The 21,907-nt window shown below is 73.0% G+C and carries 17 protein-coding genes (1 of these 17 only partly in view); 7 read left to right on the forward strand and 10 right to left on the reverse strand.

Annotation, left to right across the window (positions count from 1 at the left end):
* Positions 1–324: 324 nt before the first annotated feature.
* From LCD33_RS10035 to LCD33_RS10050, 4 genes are all read right to left on the reverse strand, one after another.
* On the reverse strand, positions 325–1,275 hold the full coding sequence (locus LCD33_RS10035) for a molybdenum cofactor biosynthesis protein MoaE (protein ID WP_224959062.1): 951 nt from the start codon (positions 1,273–1,275) through the stop codon (positions 325–327).
* Positions 1,276–1,397: 122 nt separating this feature from the next.
* Complete coding sequence (moaC, locus tag LCD33_RS10040; RefSeq protein WP_224959061.1) at positions 1,398–1,877, reverse strand: cyclic pyranopterin monophosphate synthase MoaC; 480 nt, start codon at positions 1,875–1,877, stop codon at positions 1,398–1,400.
* Positions 1,878–1,995: 118 nt separating this feature from the next.
* Positions 1,996–3,450 carry an NAD-dependent malic enzyme gene (locus LCD33_RS10045; RefSeq protein WP_224959060.1) on the reverse strand — a complete coding sequence of 485 codons (1,455 nt, stop codon included), beginning with the start codon at positions 3,448–3,450 and terminating at the stop codon, positions 1,996–1,998.
* A gap of 266 nt (positions 3,451–3,716) precedes the next feature.
* Entirely contained in the window at positions 3,717–3,911 is a 195-nt protein-coding gene (locus LCD33_RS10050) for a hypothetical protein (protein WP_224959059.1), read from the reverse strand.
* Positions 3,912–4,079: 168 nt separating this feature from the next.
* Here LCD33_RS10050 and LCD33_RS10055 point away from each other — a divergent pair, with 168 nt between their 5' ends.
* The gene (locus LCD33_RS10055) at positions 4,080–6,335 is read left to right on the forward strand and encodes a helicase-associated domain-containing protein (RefSeq protein ID WP_224966598.1); all 2,256 of its coding nucleotides are present in this window, start codon (positions 4,080–4,082) and stop codon (positions 6,333–6,335) included.
* Positions 6,336–6,577: 242 nt separating this feature from the next.
* Here the strand turns inward: LCD33_RS10055 and LCD33_RS10060 are convergent, their stop codons facing one another.
* The 4 genes from LCD33_RS10060 to LCD33_RS10075 are packed head-to-tail and all read right to left on the reverse strand — an operon-like array spanning position 6,578 to position 12,083.
* Positions 6,578–7,171, reverse strand: coding sequence for an ATP/GTP-binding protein (locus LCD33_RS10060; RefSeq protein ID WP_224966597.1), 594 nt, complete (start codon positions 7,169–7,171; stop codon positions 6,578–6,580).
* Positions 7,172–7,184: 13 nt separating this feature from the next.
* Positions 7,185–8,024, reverse strand: coding sequence for a DUF742 domain-containing protein (locus tag LCD33_RS10065; RefSeq protein ID WP_224959056.1), 840 nt, complete (start codon positions 8,022–8,024; stop codon positions 7,185–7,187).
* A gap of 46 nt (positions 8,025–8,070) precedes the next feature.
* Entirely contained in the window at positions 8,071–8,478 is a 408-nt protein-coding gene (locus LCD33_RS10070; RefSeq protein ID WP_184485825.1) for a roadblock/LC7 domain-containing protein, read from the reverse strand.
* Positions 8,479–8,498: 20 nt separating this feature from the next.
* Positions 8,499–12,083 carry a nitrate- and nitrite sensing domain-containing protein gene (locus LCD33_RS10075; protein ID WP_224977761.1) on the reverse strand — a complete coding sequence of 1,195 codons (3,585 nt, stop codon included), beginning with the start codon at positions 12,081–12,083 and terminating at the stop codon, positions 8,499–8,501.
* A 684-nt stretch (positions 12,084–12,767) separates the two neighbouring features.
* On the opposite strand from LCD33_RS10075, the gene LCD33_RS10080 reads away from it, so the two are divergent.
* The 3 genes from LCD33_RS10080 to LCD33_RS10090 are packed head-to-tail and all read left to right on the forward strand — an operon-like array spanning position 12,768 to position 15,169.
* Positions 12,768–13,535 (forward strand): ABC transporter permease, encoded by a 768-nt coding sequence (locus LCD33_RS10080; protein WP_224959052.1) that lies wholly within the window; start codon positions 12,768–12,770, stop codon positions 13,533–13,535.
* Positions 13,532–14,371, forward strand: coding sequence for an ABC transporter permease (locus LCD33_RS10085; protein WP_224977762.1), 840 nt, complete (start codon positions 13,532–13,534; stop codon positions 14,369–14,371). Before LCD33_RS10080 ends, LCD33_RS10085 begins: the two co-directional genes overlap by 4 nt.
* Positions 14,372–14,383: 12 nt before the next feature.
* The gene (locus LCD33_RS10090) at positions 14,384–15,169 is read left to right on the forward strand and encodes an ABC transporter ATP-binding protein (RefSeq protein WP_255615004.1); all 786 of its coding nucleotides are present in this window, start codon (positions 14,384–14,386) and stop codon (positions 15,167–15,169) included.
* A gap of 263 nt (positions 15,170–15,432) precedes the next feature.
* On the opposite strand, the gene mdlC is transcribed toward LCD33_RS10090, so the two are convergent.
* Positions 15,433–17,028 carry a benzoylformate decarboxylase gene (mdlC, locus tag LCD33_RS10095; protein ID WP_224966596.1) on the reverse strand — a complete coding sequence of 532 codons (1,596 nt, stop codon included), beginning with the start codon at positions 17,026–17,028 and terminating at the stop codon, positions 15,433–15,435.
* Positions 17,029–17,292: 264 nt separating this feature from the next.
* Between mdlC and LCD33_RS10100 the strand changes: the two genes are divergently transcribed.
* The 3 genes from LCD33_RS10100 (at position 17,293) to LCD33_RS10110 (ending at position 20,754) form a co-directional block, all read left to right on the forward strand.
* Positions 17,293–18,348: an ABC transporter substrate-binding protein gene (locus LCD33_RS10100; protein WP_224959047.1), complete on the forward strand. Its 1,056-nt coding sequence runs from the start codon at positions 17,293–17,295 to the stop codon at positions 18,346–18,348.
* A gap of 106 nt (positions 18,349–18,454) precedes the next feature.
* Positions 18,455–19,456 carry an ABC transporter substrate-binding protein gene (locus LCD33_RS10105; RefSeq protein ID WP_224959046.1) on the forward strand — a complete coding sequence of 334 codons (1,002 nt, stop codon included), beginning with the start codon at positions 18,455–18,457 and terminating at the stop codon, positions 19,454–19,456.
* Between the two features lie 125 nt (positions 19,457–19,581).
* The gene (locus LCD33_RS10110; protein WP_224959045.1) at positions 19,582–20,754 is read left to right on the forward strand and encodes a GDSL-type esterase/lipase family protein; all 1,173 of its coding nucleotides are present in this window, start codon (positions 19,582–19,584) and stop codon (positions 20,752–20,754) included.
* 26 nt (positions 20,755–20,780) lie between these two features.
* Here LCD33_RS10110 and LCD33_RS10115 read toward each other — a convergent pair whose 3' ends face one another.
* Positions 20,781–21,907, reverse strand: the 3' portion of a protein-coding gene (locus tag LCD33_RS10115) for a thiamine pyrophosphate-dependent enzyme (protein ID WP_308011259.1). Its footprint extends 268 nt past the window's final position; only the last 1,127 of its 1,395 coding nucleotides appear in the window; its start codon lies off the right edge, out of view — the gene reads right to left on this strand; it ends in the stop codon at positions 20,781–20,783.

Raw genomic sequence — 21,907 nt, forward strand, 5'->3', positions numbered from 1 at the left:
CCGGGCGGGGGGGGGCCCCCCCGCCCCCCCCCCCGGGGGGGGCGGCCCCCCCCCCCCCCCGGGCCCCCGCCGCCCCCCCCAGCGGCAGGGGCCCGTTCTTCTTCCCGGTCCCGTCGACCGCCCGAGGCCGCCGCGAGATCCGATCGTCACCTGGCCGAGACCTGAACGCGTCCGCGGCGGGCTGAGAAGGCCGTCAGCGAGATCAGCGGGCGCCCCCGCGCCTTCCCCGAGATCCCGGTCGTCCACCGTCGCAGAGACGATCTCAGGGCATTGTCGTCCGCCGGCCGCCACCGCACCGGCCCACCGCCGGGCCGGACGAGCGGATCAGGGGCAGTTGACCCATTCCTCGGTGGCGTCGGTGAAGACCTGGCGCTTCCAGATCGGCAGCCTGCGCTTCACCTCGTCCACCAGCTCCGCGCACACCGCGAACGCCTCCTTGCGGTGCTCGGCCGCGACCGCGCAGGCCAGGGCCACGTCGCCGATGCCCAGGTGCCCGATCCGGTGCGCCACGGCCAGGCCGCGCACGCCCTGGTAGCGGGCGGCGAGCTCGGCCGCGACCTCGCGGATCACCTCGTCCGCGCTGGGATGCCCGACGTATTCGAGCTCGGTGACGCCGCGGCCGCCGTCGTGGTCACGGACCACGCCGCCGAAGGTGACGACCGCGCCCGCGGCCCGGTCCTGCACCAGCCGCTCCAGTTCGGCGACCTCCAGCGGCCGGTCGACGACCTCGGCGCGCAGCACCTCGGCCGGGCCGGGGTGCGCCGGCTCCGCGTGGGCGTGCGGGACCCCGCCGCCCGGCGCGTGGTCCCCGCCGCCGAGCTGGTCCAGCGCGTGGTCCAGCACGCCGTCGAGCACGCCCAGCCCGTCGGCCACCCCGCCGCGGGAACCGGGCAGGTTCACGATCAACGTCCGCCCGGCGACCCCGGCCAGTCCGCGGGAGAGCACCGCGGTCGGCACCTCGGGCAGCCCGGCGGCGCGGATCGCGTCGGCCAGGCCCGGCACCGGGTGGTCGAGGACTTCCGCGGTGACCTCGGGCGTGCGGTCCGTCGGGTTGATCCCGGTGCCGCCGGTGGTGATCACGACGGCGACCTCGGCGGACACGGCCTCCCGCAGCGCGTCGCCCACCGGCTCGCCGTCCGGGACGACCAGCGGCTCGGCGACCTGGAACCCGCGTTCGCGCAGCCACTCGACGATGACCGGGCCGGTGCGGTCGGCGTACACGCCTGCCGCGGCACGGTTCGACGCGGCCACGACACGAGCGGTGCGGGCTGGCATGGGCGGAACTCCTCGCGTGCTGAGCGGCCGCGGACGGATCGCGAACCGGTCGAGTTCGGGGGCGCGACGGCGGATCCGCGTCGCTGCGTCCAGCGTACGAGCAGCCGCCGGGCCGCGGCCGATCAGTCCTCGCGAACCCAGGTGCCCGTCTTGCCGCCCTCCTTGCGCTCGACGCGGACGGCGTCGAGCACGGCCGCCGGATCGACCGCCTTGATCATGTCGTGCAGGGCGAGCCCGGCGCCGGTGACGGCGGTGAGCGCCTCCATCTCGACGCCGGTGCGGTCGGTGGTGCGCACGGTCGCGGTGATCCGGACCTCCGCGTCACCGAGGTCGAGCTGCACCGCCACCCCGGACAGCGCGATGGGGTGGCACAGCGGGACGAGATCCGGGGTGCGCTTGGCGGCCATGATCCCGGCGATGCGCGCGGTGGCGAGCGCGTCGCCCTTGGGCAGCCCGTCGCGGCGGACCAGCGCGAGGACCTCCGGGGTGGTGCGCACGACGCCGGTGGCGACGGCGGTGCGGGCGGTGACCTGCTTCTCCGAGACGTCGACCATGCGGGCCGCGCCCGATTCGTCCACGTGCGTCAACTCGTCCTGCGCCATACCGCGAACTCTAGGCCCCGCGCCCGCACCGCGGACGCGCGAGCCTCCTCCCGGGCCGACGGCCCGCCCGGCCGCCGCGACCGGGCCGGACGGGCCGTTCACCCGAGGTGCGGGCGGATCAGAAGTCGAGGTCCTCGGCCATGGACCACGGCATGGAGGAGCCGCCCGCGGAGGGCTGCTCGGTGCGGCTCGCGATCGCGGCCTTGCGCACGGCTTCGGCCACGGCGGGCGCGACGTTGGTGTCGAAGACGCTCGGCACGATGAACGACGGGTTGACCCGCTCCTCGCCGTCCACCACGTCGGCGATGGCGTTGGAGGCGGCGATCATCATCTCGTCGGTGATCTCGTGCGCGTGCGCGTCGAGCAGCCCGCGGAAGAAACCGGGGAACGCGAGCACGTTGTTGATCTGGTTCGGGTAGTCGCTGCGCCCGGTGGCGACGACCTTGGCGTGCTGCTGGGCTTCCAGCGGGTCGATCTCCGGGTCCGGGTTGGCGAGCGCGAACACGATCGCGTCCTCGTTCATGGTGGCCACGTCGGCCGCGCTGAGCAGGTTCGGCGCCGAGACGCCGATGAACACGTCGGCCCCGTTCACCGCGTCGGACAGCGTGCCGGTGCGGCCTTCGGCGTTGGTGCCCGCGGCGATGGAGCGGAGGTTCTCGTCCTCGTCACCACGGCCGCTGTGCACGATCCCGTCGATGTCCACGGCGATGATGTCCGCGGGCGACTTGTGCTGCAGCAGCCGGATGATCGCGGAGCCCGCGGCACCGACGCCGCAGACGACGATCCGCACGTCCTCGATGTTCTTGCCGACGACCCGCAGCGCGTTGCGCAGCGCGCCGAGCACCACGATGGCGGTGCCGTGCTGGTCGTCGTGGAACACCGGGATGTTCAGCTTGTCCCGCAGCCGCGCCTCGATCTCGAAGCAGCGGGGCGCGGCGATGTCCTCCAGGTTGATGCCGCCGTAGACGGGCGCGATGAGCTCGACCGCGCGGATGATCTCCTCGGTGTCCTGGGTGTCCAGGCACACCGGCCAGGCGTTGACGCCGGCGAACTTCTTGAACAGCGCCGCCTTGCCCTCCATCACGGGCAGCGCGGCCTCCGGGCCGATGTTGCCGAGGCCGAGGACGGCGGAGCCGTCGGTGACCACGGCGACCGAGTTCCGCTTGATGGTGAGGCGGCGCGCGTCCTCCGGGTTCTCGGCGATCGCGGTGCACACCCGGGCCACGCCGGGCGTGTAGGCGCGGGAGAGGTCGTCGCGGTTGGCGAGCGCGACCCGCGAGCTCACCTCGATCTTCCCGCCGAGGTGCACCAGGAACGTCCGGTCGGAGATCTTGCGGACCTTCACCCCGGGCAGCTCGCCGAGCCGGTCGGTGATGTCGCTGGCGTGGTCGGCGGACAGCGCGTTGCAGGTGATGTCCACGACGATGCGGTCGGTGTGCGATTCGACGACGTCGAAGGCGGTGATGACGCCACCGGAACGCCCGACCGCGCTGGCGAGGTCCCCCGCGGCGCTGGCCGACGGCGGCGCCTCCACTCGAACCGTGATCGAGTAACCCGGACCTGGAACCGGCATGGCCACACCCCTGTCGCGCGTGAAGTTTCGCTTCGAGCGCCGGGCCTATGCACAGAACTCAGGTCTCCGGCAAGATCCGACACCCACCAAAGCCATTGAACTTCACCCGGCTGAGAAAAAGCCTAGAACTTTCTCCGATGTGATCGATATCCGGCACCGTTACCGACGAGTCGGTCTTGACAACCGGACCGGAACGCACGACGGCCCCGGGTCCGCTGGGGACACCGGGGCCGGGGCGGCGCGGCTGGGCCGCTACTCGCCGGAAGTCACTTGTTGATCTCCGTGACGGGGTGCTCGTACGGGAACGTGCCCTCGTCGTAGGGGAAGGTGACGTCGCCGAACGGGGACAGCGCGCCCTGCTTGTCGGCGACCAGCTCGCTGACCGGGTGCTCGCCGTCGCCGACGTGCGGCCACGTCGGGTCGATGCGGTCCTTCTTCGCGTTGCCACCGGCCACGGTCATCCTCCGGGAAAGTCGTCGTGGGCGTACGACCACCAGTTTGCCCGATCCGGCGCGGCGGGCGAACCCCGGCCCGGCGGATGCGGCGCGGATCATCGCCCGAGGTCGGGCCGTGCCGGTTCGACCACGATGCGGACGGGTGCGCAGGGCCGACTCGGTATCGTGGCGGAGATGGCTTCTCTCGCGGACTTCCTGCGCGCACGCGGCGACGAGGAACTCACGGATCTGCTGCGCACGCGGCCTGATCTGGCCACGCCCCCGCCCGCGGACATCTCCGTGCTGGCCACCCGCGCCGGGGTGCGTTCCTCGGTGGCCAGGGCCTGCGAGGACCTGGACGCGTTCGCGCTGTCCACCTTGGAGGCCCTGGTGCTGCTGGACGCGGACGCCGCACCGGTCCCGCTGGACGCGGTGGCCGAGCTGCTCGGCGCGGACGTCACCCCGCAGCGGGCCCGCCGGTCGGTGTCGGAGCTGCGCCGCCGCGCGCTGGCCTGGGGCGAGGACGACGAGCTCGCGGTGGTGCCGACCGCGCGGGAGGCGCTGCCGACGTTCCCCGCCGGGCTGGGCCGCCCCGCCGACGGGCTCACCGTCGAGGGCGCCCGCACCGCGCTCGCCGAGCTGGACGAACCGGAGCGGGAGCTGGTGGGCAAGCTCGCCGGGCCGAAGCCGATCGGGCGCACCAAGGACGCGGCGCGCGCGGCCACCGACGCCGACGCCACCCCGGTGCAGCGGCTGCTCGCGAAGGGCCTGCTGCTGCGCCGCGACGACGAGACGGTGGAACTGCCGCGGCAGCTGGCGTTCGCGATCCGCGGCGACCACCCGATGGGGCCGGTCGAACCGGAGGAACCGCTGCTGGACCTCGTCGAGCACGACCGGTCCGCAGTGGACTCCACGGCGGCCGGCGAGGTGCTGGAACTGCTGCGGCACCTGGAATCGCTGCTGCACCTGTGGAGCGAGGACCCGCCGGACGTGCTGCGCTCCGGCGGCATCGGGGTGCGGGACGTGCGCCGCGCGGCGAAGGCGCTGGAGGTCGACGAGGCGCGGGTGTCGCTGCTGGTGGAGCTCGCGGCGGCCGCGAACCTGATCACCGCCGCCGAAGGCGCGGAACCCCGCTGGACGCTCACCTACGGCGCCGACACCTGGCTGGCGTCCGGCCCGGAGCAGCGGTGGGCCCCGCTGGCGAAGGCCTGGCTGGACCTGCCCCGGCTGCCCGGGCTGATCGGGGCGCGCGACGAGAAGGACCGGCTGCTCGGTCCGCTGTCCGAGGAGCTGCGCCGCCCGACCGCACCGCGCGACCGGCTGCGCGTGCTGGGCGTGCTCGACGAGCTCCCCGGCGGGCACGGGGTGCGCAGCGCGGAGGACGTGGCCGCGGTGCTCGCCTGGCGAGCTCCCCGCCGCGGCGGGCGGATGCGGGACGACCTGGTGCGCTGGACGCTGCGGGAGGCGACCGCGCTGGGCGTCGTCGCGCTCGGCGCGCTGTCCGGTGCGGGCCGCGCGGTCCTGTTCGACGGGCCGGGCGCGGCCGCGCAGGTGCTCACCTCGGCGCTGCCGGAACCGCTGGACCACGTGCTGGTGCAGGCCGACCTGACCGTGGTGGCGCCGGGCCGCCTGGAACCGGACCTGGCCGCGGACCTGAAGCTCGTGGCCGACGTCGAATCGGCGGGCAGCGCCACCGTGTACCGGGTCGGCGAGAGCAGCGTGCGCCGCGCGCTGGACGCGGGCCGCACCGCCGACGAGCTGCACGCCCTGTTCCGGGACCGCTCCCGCACCCCGATCCCGCAGGGCCTCACCTACCTGATCGACGACGTGGCGCGCCGGCACGGCAGGCTCCGCGCCGGCACCGCCTCGGCCTTCCTGCGCTGCGACGATCCGGTGCTGCTGGCCGAAGTCCTGGCCAGCCCGGGAGTCGGCGAGCTGGAGCTGCGCCGCATCGCACCGACGGTGCTGGTGAGCCCGCTGCCGCTGGTGGAGGTGCTGGACGGCCTGCGCGCCGCCGGTTTCGCGCCCGCCGCCGAAGGGCCCGACGGGCAGATCCTGGACCTGCGCTCCGACGGTCTCCGGGTCCGCGGCCGGGTCCGCACCGCGCAGCAACCGGCGCTGCCCGCGCCGCCCGGGGAGGAGCAGCTGGCGGAGATCGTCGCGCAGCTGCGGTCCGGGGACCGGGCCGGCTCGGTGCGCCGCGGCAGCGCGATGCGCCCGGAACGCGGCAGGCCCAGCGCGGAGGCCACCCTGCAGCTGCTGCGCGACGCGGCGGCGCGGCAGCGCAGCGTGTGGCTCGGCTTCGTGAACTCGAACGGCGTCGCCAGCCAGGTCGTGGTGCTCCCGGTCAGCGTCGGCGGCGGGGTCCTGCAAGGGGTGGACCGCGGCAGCGGCGAGCCGGGCCGGTTCCCGCTGCACCGCATCACGTCGGTGGCGGTGGTCGAGGACTGAGCCGCGGGCCGAGCGCGATCACACGTCGGGGCGAGGCGGGAATGCGCGGTCGACGGCTCCGGTGAGCGGCGGGGCGGTGCGGCGCGGGTCCCCGCGGCCGGGAACGGCCGCCCGCGCGCTGCTACCGCGGAGAACCGGCGCGCTCGGCGCCGGACCGGCGAGCGCGCCCGCGCACGGCGCGCCGCTCGGTTCGTCCTCCTGGAGCGCGGCCTCCCTCCCCAGAGGGCCGCTGCTCCGGGACGTCAGCCCTTGGCTTGGGACTGGGACGCGGGCATCGCGAGGCGCTGGCGCATCGCGTGCTCGACCAGGGTGATCAACGCCTGCTTGGTGGACTGCCGGTTGCGGGCGTCGCAGGAGATCATCGGCACCGACTTGTCGATCGTCAGCGCCTCCCGCACGTCCTCCATGTTGTGGTGCAACATGCCGTCGAACGTGTTCACCGCGACGACGTACGGCAGCTGCCGGTCGTCGAAGAAGTCGATCGACGCGAACGCGTCCGCCAGGCGGCGGGTGTCCACCAGCACGATGGCACCGATCGCGCCCTTCACCAGGTCGTCCCACATGAACCAGAACCGGTGCTGCCCGGGGGTGCCGAACAGGTACAGGATCAGGTCGGAGTCGAGCGACACCCGGCCGAAGTCCATCGCCACCGTGGTGGTGACCTTCCCGGGCGTCGAGCTGAGGTCGTCGACCCCCACGCTCGCCTCGGTCATCACCGCTTCGGTGGTCAGCGGCATGATCTCGGAGACCGAACCGACGAAGGTCGTCTTGCCGACGCCGAAGCCGCCGGCGACGACGATCTTGGTCGAGGTCTTGCCGCTGCTTTGATTGTTCATGATCGCCCGGGGATCAGAGCTTCCGGAGGCCACTGAGCACCCTCTCCAAGAATTCCATCGACGGTCCGTCTCCCACGACCATGCCGTTCTCGTGAATGAGGACCAGGCCTAGTCCGGCCATGTCACCGATCAACACCCGCACCACGCCGAGAGGCAGCCGCAGATGGGCGGCGACCTCGGCGACCGACCGGGCCTCCACGCAGAGCCCGCAGATCGAGCGGTGCTCAGGCGTCGCCGGGTTGCTTTGCCCCCGGCCGCGCTCGCTGGTGGAGACCAGCGTCTCGATGGCAAGATCATAATCGGTGCGCGTGCGGCCCCTCGTGCGGGCATAGGGTCGCACCAGCGAGCCCGTTTCCTGCATCTCCCCGTGGTCCACCGGACCACCGGGAATGGCCGGCATCGAACCGGAGATCGACGGCAGCGAGCCCGACACCGGCGGCATGGACTGCGACAGGGACGGCATCGAACCGGACGGCGGCCCGCCGTCGTAGCGGCCCTGGCCGCGGGTGCCCGCCTGCGAGTCCCAACCGGAACGGTCCCGGCCCTGGCCGGCGCCCGGCCGGCTGTGCCCGTACGGGACGTCCAGCGGTGAACCCTGGTCCGGGTTCGGCACCGAGCCGGACGACACCGACGGCATCGAGGAGGACGACATGCCGGAACCGAACAGGTCGGCACCGGGCCCGCCGAACAGCGCACGGCTGTAGTCGGACCCGCTCGACGAGCCCGGCCACGAGTCCGGTTGGCCACCGCGCGGGTCGTCGAGGAAGTCGTCCTGCCAGGAATCGGCGCCGCCGTGCCGGTTGTACGACCGGAACGGGTCGCCGTCCCAGTTCGAGTCGGGACCCGACGTCATGGCGAACCCCCCTCACACGTCGCCGAACCACACGGCACGGCGAGCGTCATCGCCGGACCATGCCCTGCAGCTGCGCGCGGAGCTCCGGCGTCAGCTGCTTGCCGACCCGCTCCACGAGCAGGGTCATCTCGTAGGCCACCAGGCCGATGTCGGCGTTCGGAGCCGCCAGCACCGCGAGGCAGGAGCCGTCGCTGATGGACATCAGGAACAGGTAGCCCTGCTCCATCTCCACCACGGTCTGCGTGACGTCGCCCGCCTCGAAGCAGCGGGCGGCGCCCTGCGTGAGGCTGACCAGGCCGGAGGCGACCGCGGACAGCTGCTCGGCGCGATCCCGCGGCAGGCCCTGCGAACCTGCCAGCAGCAGGCCGTCCGCGGAGACCACGACGGAGTGCGCGACGCCGGGAACCCGGCGCACGAAATCGGTGATCAGCCAACTGAAGCTGTTCTGGCTCATGGGTTGCTGGACGGACCCGGTCACTCCTGCTCCTCGGGACGGCTCGGGGTCGAGCGGGGCGGTTCGGTCGAGACTGGTTCTGCCTTTGCGTGCCTACCACGCCGGACGCCGCTCTGGAAGTTCGACATCCGTCCGCGGACGGCGTCGGCCGAGCGCGGCGCGGCCGGTTTCACGGGTGCTGGAGACTGCGAACGAGGTGCGGCAGAGCCCGGCACCAGGTTCGACTTGGGAACCCGCTTGGGCAGCCCGGCGGCAGTGGTCTCCTGGGTTTGGCGGGTTTGCGCCACCAGTGCTTCGGCGGCCTGCCAGCCCACATCCGCCGAACCCCAGCCCGGGTCGTGCGGCCCGGCCAGGATGTGCCCGCCGGTGTCCGCGCGGCTCTCGCCGCCGGCACCGGACGAGCCGGTCGTGTCGAGCGGGTCCGAACCGGACAGCGGCTCGGCCTGCTTCTCCTCCGCTTCCCGGCGGGCCTTGCGACGGCCGGTGGCCGGCGCCGGTTCCTCCGGGGACTCGGGAGCTTCCGCGGCGGTCTCGGCGTCGAGCGGCATCGAACCGGCGCTGGGGGCGGTGGCCTCCGGGGTCGGTTCGTCGCTGCCCTCCCGGAACCACTGCGACAGCACCGCCTCGTAGATCGGCAGCCGCTCCGTCGGAGCGTCGTCGCCTTCGCGGCGGGCCTGGTGCGCGTAGCCCAGCGGCGGCGGGGTCGTCCCGGCACCGTTGGTGCCCGCGGCCTGCTCCGGTTCCGCCGGGGCGCCTGCGCCCCAGTCGAAGTCGTCCGGGGGAAGGCTGATCTGCTGGGTCTTCTCCGCCTCGTACGGGCTGTGGAAGAGGTCCTGCGGTCCGCTCTCGGCCCGGCCCAACGTCGTCGTCACGTCCTCACCGAGCTGCGGCGCGTCCAGGCCGGGCGGGACGCCGCACTGGCCGTCGAAGTCCGGGTCGCGGGTCTCCTCGTTCGGCCAGACCTCGGAGGTCTGCTCGGCCGGACGGGGAGCCTGCGGCTCGGCGTCGCGGATGGCGGCCTGCTCGGCGGTGTGCCAGCGCGGCACGTCGGTCACGCCGAACGAGTCGCCGGTGGCGACGCGGAACGAGTAGTCGCCGGGCGCCGATTCCTCGGCGGCCTGCTGCTCCTCGTCGGCGTCCTGCCATTCGACGTCCTGCTGCTCGACCTCCGGCTCGCGGGTCGCGGCCGGTTCGGGCCGCTCCGGTTCCTCGGCCGGGGCCGCGAAGTCGAGGTCCGGCACCGGGTCGTCGTCCTCGGTGATCCACACCGGGGAGACGTGCGTCTTCTCGATCCCGCCGTGCCCGTTGCCGCTGACCGGCACCTGCGAGGTGCGGGACTGCTCGGCGGGCTGCTCCAGCTCCGCCGGGTCCACCGGGGACAGCTGCGAGGAGGAGTCCGCGGCGCGCCCGTTCGCGGCGGCACCGCCGAACGCGGCGGCCAGGCCCAGGTTCGTGCCGGTGTCGGCCGAGTCCCGGTCGTCCGCGGCGACCCGCTGCACGTCGGGCATCGGCCGCGGGCCGTCCGGGGTCAGCTGCACCACGAACTCGCCGGAGACGCGGACGCTGGCGGTCACGCCGCCTTCCAGGTCGCCGTTGTTGCGCAGGTCCACCCGGATGTCGTGGCGGCGGGCCAGCTGCCCGACCACGTACAGGCCCATCCGGCGGGACACCGCGACGTCGATCTCCGGCGGCCGGGTGAGGCGCTCGTTGATCTCGCCGAGCTCGGCGGCGTCGATGCCGACACCGCGGTCCCGGATCTCCAGCACCAGTTCCTGCCTGCGGTAGGCGGTGCGGACGGTGACCTCGGTGTCCGGGTTGGAGAACACCGTGGCGTTCTCCAGCAGCTCCGCCACCAGGTGCACGAAGTCGTTGACCACGCGGCCCTGGATGGCCAGGTCCGGGGAGTCGGCGACCGAGACGCGGGTGTACTGCTCCACCTCGGACACCGCGGCGCCCACGACCTCGGTCAGCGGGACCGGGCGCATCATCCGGCGCGTCAGGTCGGTGCCGCCGAGGATCAGGAGGTTCTCGTTGTTCCGGCGCATGCGGGTCGCCAGGTGGTCCAGCTCGAACAGGCTGGAGAGCTGGTCCGGGTCCTGCTCGTCCTGCTCCAGCCGGTCGATCAGGGACAGCTGCCGCTGCACCAGGGTCTGGCTCCGGCGGGCCAGGTTCACGAACAGGTCGTTGACGTTGTTCCGCAGCAGCGCCTGCTCGGACGCCAGTCGCAGCGCCTGCGAGTGGACCGCGTCGAACGAGCGGGCGACCTTGCCGATCTCCTCCCGGCTGTAGACCGGGATCGGCTCGATCTGCGCGAGGCCGCCGCCGCCCGAACCGGACTCGTTCAGGATCGCCCGGACCGCCTCCGGCAGCCCGCGGTCGGCCACGTCCAGCGCCGAGCGGCGCAGGGTCCGCAGCGAGCCCAGCAGGGACCGGGCCACGACCAGGGCGACCGCCAGGGCCACGACCAGGGCGAGCAGGGTCGCCACGCTGATCGCGATGGTGCGCTGCTGGGCGCCCGCCGCAGCGTCGTCGGCCGCGGCGTCGAGGCTGTCGTGCAGCTTGCCGCCGACCTGGTCGATCAGGTCGACGCTGGTGTTCGCGACCTTGTCCCACTCCTGCGCGTCCAGCGAGTTCAGCGGCTGGACGCCGCTGTCGAAGGCGAGCGCGCTCTGCGACATGCTGTTCGCGCGGTCGACGTCGGCGCCGGTGACGCTGTCCTGGTAGAGCTGCCGCTGGGCCTCGGTGGCGACCGCGTTGAAGTCGCTGACCGCGGTCTCGATCCGCGCTTCGGCGGCCAGCAGCTCCCGGTTCTGGTCGGTGCGGAACTGGCCGGCCCGGATCGCGTCGTTGAGCAGCGCGGCGCGGAGCGAGGCCGCTTCCTGCGCGTCGGCGATCGCGTTCGTGGCCAGCGTCAGCCGCAGCAGGTTGGAGTCGGAGATGTTGCTGACGCCCTGCTGGCCGAGGTCGAGCAACGAGTCGATGCTCTGGCTGTAGGTGCGCAGCACGCCTTCCGGCGGGTACTGGGTGTTGTCCACCGAGTCGCGCAGGCTGGCGAGCCGGCTGTTCAGGTTGTCGGCGGCGATCCGGTACTCGGAGGCGATCGAATCGTCGTAGCCACCGATCAGGCCCCGGAACTCGTCCAGCTCGGCGTCGACCTTGGTGCGGACGTCCGCCAGCGGTGCCGCGTCCCCGGACCGGCCGCCGGCGACGTAGGAGACCGAGAGGTCCCGCTCGCGCTGCAGCTCGTGGGTCAGGTCGTCGGCCGCCCGCTGCAGGTTCACCTGCTGGTGGGTCTGGTCGAGCCGACGGGCCTCGCTCACCCCGTCGTAGATGTGCAGGCCGCCGAACACGATCGCGCTGAGCAGCGGGATCAGCAGGACGGCCAACAGCTTGGTGCGCAGTCGCCAGTTGCTCAGCCGCCAGTCGCCAGGACCGCTGTCCTGACCGCTCCGCAGCTGGGCGGAACCCATGCTCAGCGAAGCGCTTTGACTTTCGGTGCCGAGCGACTGACCTTCGGTGCCGAGCGCCTCGCCCATGTGGTGGATACCGGCGTCCGCCTGCTCCGTGCGGCTCAGGCGCTCGCGACCTGTGTCTCCTCGGGCCACTCCAGGCTTCCTCTTCCGACAGCAGCGGAGGCTCGCACCGCTCACGAAAAATCTACACTTGCACCGTGCTCCGGACCGAACCCGCAGTTCAGCGGGCCGATTCTGGACGCTGGGCGCTGCCTGGCACCCGTTGTGACGGTACCGGGACGCCTCGCGTTCCAGCGCAGCACAGGGTACTTGCGACGACCGTCGACGGGGAAGTGGGTAAGGACACGGAAGGTAACGGAACCGGGTGCCACTTTCACTCGAAAGAGGAGCGGCGGCACTGTTGATTTTGCCCGTCACTCACCGTGTCCGTCGGGCGCGCCGAAAATCCGAAACGCCCGACCTACCACCCGTTCGGGCTATCACCTAGGCTCACGACCGGCTTCGCGGCTCCGCGAGTCCTGGTCGACGACGACCACGTCGAGCAACCGTCCGACAAGTACTGGGAGCACCTTAGAGCCGCGCTCGGCACCACCGTCGCCTGGGTGATCATCATCGTTCCCACCAGCGACGACGGTGGCGGTGTGGACCGTTCGCAGCACGCGGTTCGGCCACCTGCCGACCGGCTCCCCGGCACGTACCGCTCCCGGCCACCGCACGCCGCCCACGCGAGGAGAAGCAGTCAGGATGCGCACCGCCGCCGACCGCGACACCGGCCCCCGCCAGGATCCCGGCGCACCACCGGAGAGGAGCTGACCGGTGGCCCGACTCGCTCGCGGCCTGGCCGGACTGGCCGGCCTGCTGGTGCTGTGGGAGCTGTGCTGCGCATTCGGCCTGCTCGACGCCCGGTTCGTGCCGCCGCCCTCCGTCGTGGGTCCGCGCATCGCGGAACTGCTCGGCGGTGACGCCGACTTCGTCCTCGACACCATCGCGACCGTCCTGACCTTCCTCATCGCGCTCGCGCTGGCCGCGGTCATCGCGATCCCGCTGGGCCTGCTGCTCGGCAGCGTGCGGCCCGCCCGGGTCGCCGGGCTGACGGTCGTCGAGTTCCTGCGCCCGCTGCCCGCGGTGGCGCTGCTGCCGCTGTTCATGCTGCTGCTCGGCGCCGGACCGGAAACCAAGATCACGCTGGCCACGTACGCCGCGCTGTGGCCGATCCTGTTCAACACCATGTACGCGCTGGACGAGATGGACCCGCTCTACACCGACCTCGCGCGGTCCTTCGGGTTCGGCCGGGTCCGCACCATGTTCACCGTCGCGCTGCCGCACGCCGCGCCGTTCATCGCCACCGGCATCCGCATCTCCGCGTCGATCGCGCTGGTCGTGGTGGTCGTCGTCGAGCTCATCGCGGGCGGGGCGCGCGGCGTCGGCACCTTCATCCTCGAAGCCAGCAGCGGCGGCGGGCGGATGGACCTGGTGCTGGCCGGGACCGTGATCGTCGGCGCCATCGGGTATCTGATCAACTCCGGGCTGCAGCAGCTGCAGCGCAGGCTGTTCGGCTGGACCGCGAGCCGGGAGGAACTGTGACGGCACAACGGACCGCCCCCACCGCCGCGCCGGTCGCCGGCGTGCGGAACTTCCTGGGCAAGTGGGGCCTGCTGCTGGTCCTGCTGGTGCTGTGGGAGCTCGCCACCCGCGCCGCGGGCAACGTGTACTTCCTGCCGCCGACCGAGATCGTGGCGCACGCCTGGCAGATCTGGCTGACCGGCCCCGCCTCCCGGCTGTGGCTCACCGACGCGGTGTTCCGCGACGTGCTGCCCAGCCTGGGCAGGCTGTTCGGCGGCTGGCTGATCTCCGGGGCGATCGGCGTCGTCCTCGGCATCGCGCTCGGCCGCTCCCGCAAGGCCGCGGAGTACGTCGGGCCGCTGCTGGACTTCTTCCGCTCGCTGCCCACCCCGGCCCTGGTGCCGCTGTTCCTGGTGCTGTTCAACCTGGGCACGCCGATGCAGCTGGCCACGATCGTCTTCGGCACGGTGTTCACCGTCGTGCTCAACACCGCCGACGGCGCGGCCTCGGTCGACTCCGTCAAGGAGCAGACCGCGCTGGCGTTCCGGATCAGCCGGTGGGACTGGTGGACCCGGATCGTGCTGCCCGCCGCCGCGCCGAAGATCTTCGCCGGGCTGCGGGTCAGCCTCTCGCAGGCGCTGATCCTGATGGTCGTCTCCGAGATGGTGGGCGCCAGCAGCGGGCTCGGCTTCCAGCTGGTCTACGCCCAGCAGCAGTTCGAGTTCCCCGACCTGTGGGCGGGGATCGTGCTGCTGGCGCTGCTGGGATACCTGCTCAACACCGGCCTGCTCGCGGTGCAGCGGCGCGCGCTGAGCTGGCAGCAACGCTCCGACCAGCCCGCCCAAGCGAAAGGATGACCCGTGAGCACGATGCTGGAAGTGACCGGGCTCGGGCACACCTACCCCGGCAAGCAGCGGCACGTCGCCATCGAGGAGCTGGGCTTCACCGTCCGCACCGGTGAGCTGGCCTGCATCGTCGGCCCGTCCGGCTGCGGCAAGTCGACGCTGCTGCGGCTGATCGGCGGGCTGCAGCGCCCCACCTCGGGGCGGGTCGAGCTGCACGGCACCGAGATCGACGGGGTCCCGGACGATCTCGCCGTGGTGTTCCAGGACTACGGCCGCTCCCTGTTCCCATGGCTGACCGTCCGGGGCAACGTGGAGTTCCCGCTGCGCACCCGGTCGGTGAACCGGCGCGAGCGGGCCGAGGAGGCGCTGGCCCAGGTCGGGCTGGCCGACGCGGCGAAGAAGTACCCGTGGCAGCTCTCCGGCGGCATGCAGCAGCGCGTCGCGATCGCCCGCGCGCTGGCCACCCGCCCCGCGCTGCTGCTGATGGACGAGCCGTTCGCCTCCGTCGACGCGCAGACCCGGTTCGAGCTGGAGGACCTGCTGCTGTCGGTGCGCGAGCAGCACGGCAGCACGATCCTGCTGGTCACGCACGACATCGACGAGAGCATCTACCTGGGCGACCGGGTGCTGGTGCTGTCCAAGTCGCCCGCGACGGTGGTGGCGGAGCTGGACGTGCCGCTGGGGTCCCGACGGGACCAGATCGGCACCCGCGCCTCGGCGGAGTTCGTGCGGCTGCGCAGCCAGGTGGCCCGGTTGCTGCACTCCCCGGGCGCCCAGGAGACCGCGGAGATCGCCGCCCACGAGGGTTGACTCCCCGCGCGCTTTCTGGTCCACACCTGATTGCGGAACGTGGTCGAACCACACTCGAACGAGGGACTTTCAGGCACCATTCCATGCCCGTTCCCGCATTGGCCGAATGCGTGGAACCAGAATTACCCAGCAGTGCCGGTCACTCTCCGAATACGGCGCCGCGAGGGGTTCGGGAAAAGTCTGGGGAAAATCCCCGACTTTCCCGTTCCGCCTCGCGCCGACCAATATCCACGGGGGTTTTCCCTCGAATCAAGCGGGAACGATCAATACAGTTTCCGCGCGCTCGCCGCGACCGGCACGTGCAGCACCGTCGGACCCTGCTCCGCCATCGCCGCGGGCAGCTCGCGCTCCAGCTCGTCGAGGTCGGCGACCCGGCGCGCCGCGCAGCCCAGGCCGCGGGCGACGGCGACGAAGTCGATGCCGCCGAGCTCCACGCCGGGCAGCTTCCCGCCGTTCTCCGTCTCGCCGAGCACCCGCACCGCCGCGTACTCCTCGTTGTCCAGCACCAGCAGCGTCAGCGAGGCGTGCTCCTTCGCCGCGGTCCACAGCGCCTGGATGCCGTACATGCTGGCGCCGTCGCCGATGACGCCCAGCACCGGCCGGGACGGGGCGCCCAGCGCCGAGCCCACCAGCGCGGAGATCCCGTAACCCAGCGCACCGCTGGCGCCCGCGTGGAAGTCCTGGTCCGGCGAGTCGAACGGCAGGTGCCGCTGGATCGTCTGCTTGTGCGTGGGGGCTTCCGTGACCACCACCGCGTTCTCCGGCAGCAGCTCGCGCACCAGGCTGATCACGTGGTCGGCGGCGGGCGGGGTGCTCAGCGGCGGCAGCTCCGGGCGGGACCAACCCCGCGCGACCGGCCGGTCCGAGCGCTCCACCTCCGGCAGCAGCTGCCGCAGCGCCTGGGCCAGGCCCGCGTGCACGCCCCGCAGGTGCCGGGCGCGCGCCAGGATCTCCGGGTCGTCGCTGATCACGAAGCCGCGCGGGTGCGGGTGCTCCGGTTCGCCGCGGTAGACGTGGTAGGTGAACGCGGGCGCCCCGAACACGGTGACCAGGTCGTGGTCCCGCAGCGCCGCGGCCACCGCGGGCTCGGCGGGCTGGAGGAACCCGGCGAACTGCGGGTGGGTCTCCGGGAACGAGGAGCGGGACACCATCGGCGAGATCCACACCGCGGCCCCGGTCCGCTCGGCCAGCTCCACCAGCTCGGCGACCGCTCCCGCCTCGACCACGGCGGGACCGACGACGAAGGCGGGGCGCTCGCAGTCGCGCAGCGCGGCCGCCAGCTCGGCGATGACGGCCGGGTCGGCGGCGGGCGGGGAGATCGGCTGCGGCGCCTCCACCGGCTCGCCCGGCTCGTCCCAGTCGTCGGCGGGCACCGACAGGAACACCGGGCCGCGGGGAGCCTGCATCGCCATCTGGTACGCCCGGACCAGCGCCAACGGCACGTCAGCGGCCCGGGCCGGTTCCAGCGACCACTTCACGTACGGCTTGGGGAACTGCGCGGCGTCGGTGGCGCCGAGGAACGGGTCGTGCGGCAGCAACCTGCGGGTCTGCTGGCCGGCGAGCACGATCATCGGGGTGCGGTTGCGGTAGGCGCCGAACACCGCGCCGAGCGCGTGGCCGAGCCCGCCCGCCGAGTGCAGGTTCACCAGCACCGCGTTGCCGGTCTGCTGGGCGTAGCCGTCGGCCATCGAGGTCACGACGGACTCCTGCAGGCCCAGCACGTAGTGGAAGTCGTCCGGCCACCGGTCCAGGAACGGGACCTCGGTCGTGCCCGGGTTGCCGAACACGGTCGTCAGCCCGAGCTCGCGCATCAGGCCTCGCGTGACGTCGCGCACGGTGGGCATGTCTGCTGCCTCCATCACCATTCTCCTCAGCCGGGCCGGACATTCACGTATTTCCCTCAAATACGAGAAAAGCCGTCATCGAGCGGCACGGGACTACGCCGAGACCCGATGCAATTACGTTTGGTCACCAGGCACTAGATCACCTTGACACGCTCGGGTAAGTGCGATTCCAATCCTATTGCAGCCTGTTATGCAGGCCTGACGTGGGCTTCCGGCGCCACCCCGCTCGGCTAGCTTCGTTCACCGTTCCACATCGCTCGCCCGAGGAGGCACCCCCGCATGCCGAGCAGACCGACCGGATCCGCACCACGTGGAACCCGGCGGCGCGTCGTTCGCGCGCTGCTGTCCATCGCCACGATCGGCGTCTCGACGTTCGCCCTGAGCGGCTGCGGTCTGCTCAGCGGGTCCGACGGGGCGAGCGACGGCGGCAACGGCACCCTGGAGAAGACCACCGTCGTGGTGGGCTCGCTGCCCGCGCTGTCCCAGGCCCCCGTCGCGGTGGCGCAGGCGAAGGGCTACTTCGCCGAGGAGGGCCTGACCGTCAAGGTGCAGCCGGTGTCCGACGGCCCGGCCGCGCTGACCTCGCTGATCTCCGGGCAGAACGACGTGAGCCTCGGCAGCTACACGGCTCCGATCAAGGCCCAGGCCACCGGCGCCGCCGACCTGAAGATCATCAGCGAGATGATGATCTCGGTGCCGAACACGATGAACATCATGGTGCTGCCCGGCTCCAAGATCAAGAAGCCGGAGGACCTCGCCGGCGCCAAGATCGCCTACAGCGCGCCGGGCGCCATCACCGACATCGGCACCAAGGCCGCGCTGCAGGACCGGGGCATCAACGTCTCCGACGACCAGTTCGTGCGCTTCGGCTTCCCGGAGATGCTGCCTGCGCTGCAGAACGGCCAGATCGACGCCGCGGTGATGACCGAACCGTTCATCACCCAGGCCGCCAAGAACGCGGGCGCCGTGTCCATCATGGACGCCTTCTCGGGCGGGACCGCCGACTTCCCGGTGGCCGGTGCCATGACCACCGCGAAGTTCGCCGAGGAGAACCCGAACACGCTGCAGGCCTTCCAGCGGGCCGTGCACAAGGCGCAGGTCACCGGCCAGAACCGGGCCGAGGTCACGCCGCTGCTGCCGCAGTTCGCGAAGATCAGCCCGGAGCTCGCGCCGATCGTGGAACTCGGCAAGATCCCCACCTCGATGGACGCCGCCCGGCTGCAGCGCGTCGCGGACCTGATGCAGCGCTTCGGCCAGATCGACAAGCACATCGATGTGGCGCAGATGCTGGTCCAGCCGCCGCCGTTCGAGGACAATCCGACCGGTGGCGCGTGATCGCGCGCCGCTAGTCAGCTGAAGCCGGATCGCCGGCGGCCGGGGTGGGCCGCCGGCGAATCGCTGTCCGGCCCCGGTTCCCCCGCCCCGGCGAGGAGGCCCGGCCATGTCCGCTGCTCGACCACTCGGACGGTCAACGACCCGGCGCGGACTGCTCGCCGCCGCGGGATCGGCCGCGCTGCTCGCCACCGCCGGCTGCGGACTGCTCGGCGGCAGCCGGGTCAGCGGCGCCAACGACAAGGTCGAACAGGCCACCATCCGGGTCGGGACGCTGCCCACCACCGAGTACGCGCCGCTGGCGCTGGCCGTGCGACGCGGCTACTTCCAGCACGAGGGCCTCGACGTCCAGATCATCCCGGCCACCGACGGCAGCGCCGCGCTGAGCAGCCTCATCGGCGGCGACTACGACGTCGCGCTGAGCAGCTACGTCCCGCTGCTGGCCGCGCACGCCCGCGGCGCCGCCGACCTGCGGATCGTCGCCGACTCCGGGGCCGCCGCACCGGGCACGGCGGTCGTCGTGGTCCCGGCGGACTCCCCGGTGCGCGATCCCGCCGAACTGGCCGGGAAGGTCATCGGCGTCAGCGCCATCGGCACCGTCTCCGAACTGCTGGTGAAGGCCGGTCTGAGCACCCGCGGGGTCGCCGGTCGGGACGTGCGGCTCGTCCCGATGTCGTTCCCGAACATGCCCGCGGCGCTGGCGCAGGGCCGGTTGGACGCGGCGCTGCTCACCGAACCGTTCATCACCGTCGCCACCCGCGAGGGCAGCGCCCGCACCCTGTTCGACGCCGCGGTCGGCCCCGCCGAACGGCTGCCGCTGAGCGGGTACGGGGCGACCGCCCGGTTCGTGCGGGACAACCCGCGCACGCTCGCCGCGTTCCAGCGCGGCCTCACCCGCGCCACGCTGGAATCCCGGGACCGGCGGGTGGTGGAGCCGCTGCTGCCGGAGATCGCCCGGATCTCGCCGGAGGTCGCCGCCGAGACGAAGCTGGTCGACTTCCACACCGTGCCGGACGGGGCGCAAGTGCAGCGGGTCGCCGACCTGATGCACCGCTTCGGGTTCCTGGACCGGCCGCTGGACGCCGGGACCATGATCGCCGCGCACCCCTGACCGCCGACCGGTCCGAGGCGCCGGCGCGCCGGAAAAGGCGTGGCACCGCGCTGCGCGGAACTGGAAGATGGACGCGGGGCGGGCCCGGCGCGCCGAAGCGATCCACAGGCAGGCGACCACACCCGATGAACACCGGCTGGACCACCACCCCGCTCACCGCCGAACTGCTGCGCGGCGCCCTCGAGCTGGAACCGACCGAGCGCGGGCTGCGGCCGCACCGGCTGCCCCGCTGGGCCCGCGAGCAGTACACCGACCCGCAGCTGTCCATGGTCGAAGCGGAGACCGCGGGCGTGCGGCTGGTCTTCCGCACCGCCGCCACCGCGATCGAGCTGGAGACCACGCCCACCAAGCGCGGCATGGCGGGCGCCCCGCCCCGCCCGGACGGCTGCTACGACCTGCTCGTCGACGGCGAACTGCTCGCCCGCACCACCGTGCCGGAGGGCGACCGGATGATCCTCGACCCGGCGACCGGCACCGCCGACGTGCAGCCCGGGCCCAGCGGCACCGCCCGCTTCACCGGGCTGCCCGCCGGGGACAAGGACGTCGAGATCTGGTTGCCGCACAACGAGATGACCGAGCTCGTCGCCCTGCGCACCGACGCCCCCGTCGCGCCCGCCGCCGACCGCGGCCGACCGGTGTGGCTGCACCACGGCAGTTCGCTGAGCCACGGGTCCAACGCCACCGAACCCACCTCGACCTGGCCGGTGCGCGCCGCGCTGCTCGGCGGCGTCGAGCTGATCAACCTGGGGTTCGGCGGCAGCGCGCTGCTCGACCCGTTCACCGCGCGCACCATGCGCGACACCCCGGCGGACCTGCTCAGCGTGAAGTTCGGCATCAACCTGGTGGGCGGGGACCTGATGCGGCTGCGCGCGTTCACCCCCGCGGTGCACGGGTTCCTCGACACGATCCGGGAGGGGCACCCGGACGCGCCGCTGCTGGTGATCTCGCCGCTGCACTGCCCCATCCACGAGGACACGCCGGGGCCGGGCGCGGTGGATCTCAGCACCGGGGTGCTGAGGTTCCGGGCCACCGGGGATCCGGCGGAGCGGGCGCAGGGGAAGCTGACGCTGCGGGTGGTGCGGGACGAGCTGGCGCGGATCGTGCGGCAGCGCTCGGCATCGGACCCGAACCTGCGGTACCTCGACGGGGAGGAGCTCTACGGTCCCGCGGACTACGCGGAGCTGCCGCTGCCGGACGAGCTGCACCCGGACACCGCCGCGCACCTGCGCATCGGGGACCGCTTCGCGCAGCGGGCCGCGGCTCCCGGCGGCTTCTTCACCGCTCGCGCCGCGGGCTGACCACCCCGGCGGCCCGGCCGACGACCTCAGTAGAGGTGGCGCTGCTCGGCGGCCACGTGGACGTGGAGCAGGCGCGGGCCGTCCTCGGTGCGGGCCAGCGCCGCGTCCAGCTCCTGCGGGGTGCGGATGGTCTCGGCCGGGCAGCCGAGGCTGCGGGCCAGCGCCGCGAAGTCGGTGCCGCCCAGCTCCACCCCGGGCAGCTTGCGCCCGCCACCGGCCGCGCCGAGCACGGCGACCGCCGCGTAGCGGGCGTTGTCCAGGACCACGAAGGTGACCGGCGCCTGCTCTCGCACCGCCGACCACACCGCCTGGATGCCGTACATGCTGGACCCGTCACCGAGCAGCGCCAGCACGGGCCGGGACGGGTCGGCGATCGCGGCCCCCACCGCGGCGCCGATCGCGTAGCCCAGCGAACCGGAGGCGCAGGCGAAGAAGCCGCCGTCGCGGGAGGTGATCGGGAAGTGCTCGTGCAGGTCGTTGCGGTGGCTCGGCGCCTCCTCCACCACCACCGCGTCCGCCGGCCAGGCGGCGCGCAGCCGGGACAGCACGTACGCCGGGGGCAGCGGGGTCGCGGGCTCCGGCCGCGCGGGCCGGGCGCACGGCTCCGGTTCGGGCCGCCACTGCCCGGCCCCGGCGAGTTCGGCGACGCGGCGCACCGCGTGCGCGACGGAACCCAGCACTCCCCGGCCGCGGCGGGCGCGGGCGAGCACGTCGGGGTCGTCGTGCACCAGGAACATCTCGGGCAGCTCGTCGACGGCCTCGCCCCGGTACACGTGGTAGGTGAACGCGGGAGCGCCCCACACCACCACCAGGTCGTGGGCGGCGAGCTCGGCGGCCAGCAGCCGTCGTTCCGGTTGCAGGAAACCGGCGAACCGCGGGTGGTCCTCCGGGAACGAGCAGCGCGCCGACAGCGGGGCCACCCACACCGCGGCCCTGGTGCGTTCGGCGAGCTCCACCAGTTCCGGCACGGCCCCTTCGTGGTCGACGGCCGGGCCGACGACGAACGCCGGGCGCGCGCAGCCGTCGAGGGCGGCGGCGAGCTCGGCGGGGGGCGGCGGGGGGGGGGGGGGGGGGGGGGGGGGGGGGGGGGGGGGGGCGGGGGGGGCGGGGGGCGGGGGGAAGTGGGGGGACGGGGGTGTGGGGGGAGCCGGTC

Origin of the sequence: Saccharopolyspora sp. 7B (genome assembly GCF_020177435.1) — a bacterium.
In the GTDB taxonomy this organism is placed as follows: Bacteria; Actinomycetota; Actinomycetes; order Mycobacteriales; family Pseudonocardiaceae; genus Saccharopolyspora_C; species Saccharopolyspora_C gregorii.

Excerpts from the sequence above, each read along its gene's own strand:
- LCD33_RS10060 (WP_224966597.1), bottom strand. The coding sequence starts at position 7,171 with ATGAACAATCAAAGCAGCGGCAAGACCTCGACCAAGATCGTCGTCGCC.
- LCD33_RS10105 (WP_224959046.1), top strand. The coding sequence starts at position 18,455 with ATGTCCGCTGCTCGACCACTCGGACGGTCAACGACCCGGCGCGGACTG.
- moaC (WP_224959061.1), bottom strand. The coding sequence starts at position 1,877 with ATGGCGCAGGACGAGTTGACGCACGTGGACGAATCGGGCGCGGCCCGC.
- LCD33_RS10035 (WP_224959062.1), bottom strand. The coding sequence starts at position 1,275 with ATGCCAGCCCGCACCGCTCGTGTCGTGGCCGCGTCGAACCGTGCCGCG.
- LCD33_RS10055 (WP_224966598.1), top strand. The coding sequence starts at position 4,080 with ATGGCTTCTCTCGCGGACTTCCTGCGCGCACGCGGCGACGAGGAACTC.
- LCD33_RS10065 (WP_224959056.1), bottom strand. The coding sequence starts at position 8,024 with ATGACGTCGGGTCCCGACTCGAACTGGGACGGCGACCCGTTCCGGTCG.
- LCD33_RS10100 (WP_224959047.1), top strand. The coding sequence starts at position 17,293 with ATGCCGAGCAGACCGACCGGATCCGCACCACGTGGAACCCGGCGGCGC.
- LCD33_RS10050 (WP_224959059.1), bottom strand. The coding sequence starts at position 3,911 with ATGACCGTGGCCGGTGGCAACGCGAAGAAGGACCGCATCGACCCGACG.
- LCD33_RS10045 (WP_224959060.1), bottom strand. The coding sequence starts at position 3,450 with ATGCCGGTTCCAGGTCCGGGTTACTCGATCACGGTTCGAGTGGAGGCG.
- LCD33_RS10090 (WP_255615004.1), top strand. The coding sequence starts at position 14,384 with ATGCTGGAAGTGACCGGGCTCGGGCACACCTACCCCGGCAAGCAGCGG.
- LCD33_RS10070 (WP_184485825.1), bottom strand. The coding sequence starts at position 8,478 with ATGAGCCAGAACAGCTTCAGTTGGCTGATCACCGATTTCGTGCGCCGG.
- mdlC (WP_224966596.1), bottom strand. The coding sequence starts at position 17,028 with ATGGAGGCAGCAGACATGCCCACCGTGCGCGACGTCACGCGAGGCCTG.
- LCD33_RS10110 (WP_224959045.1), top strand. The coding sequence starts at position 19,582 with ATGAACACCGGCTGGACCACCACCCCGCTCACCGCCGAACTGCTGCGC.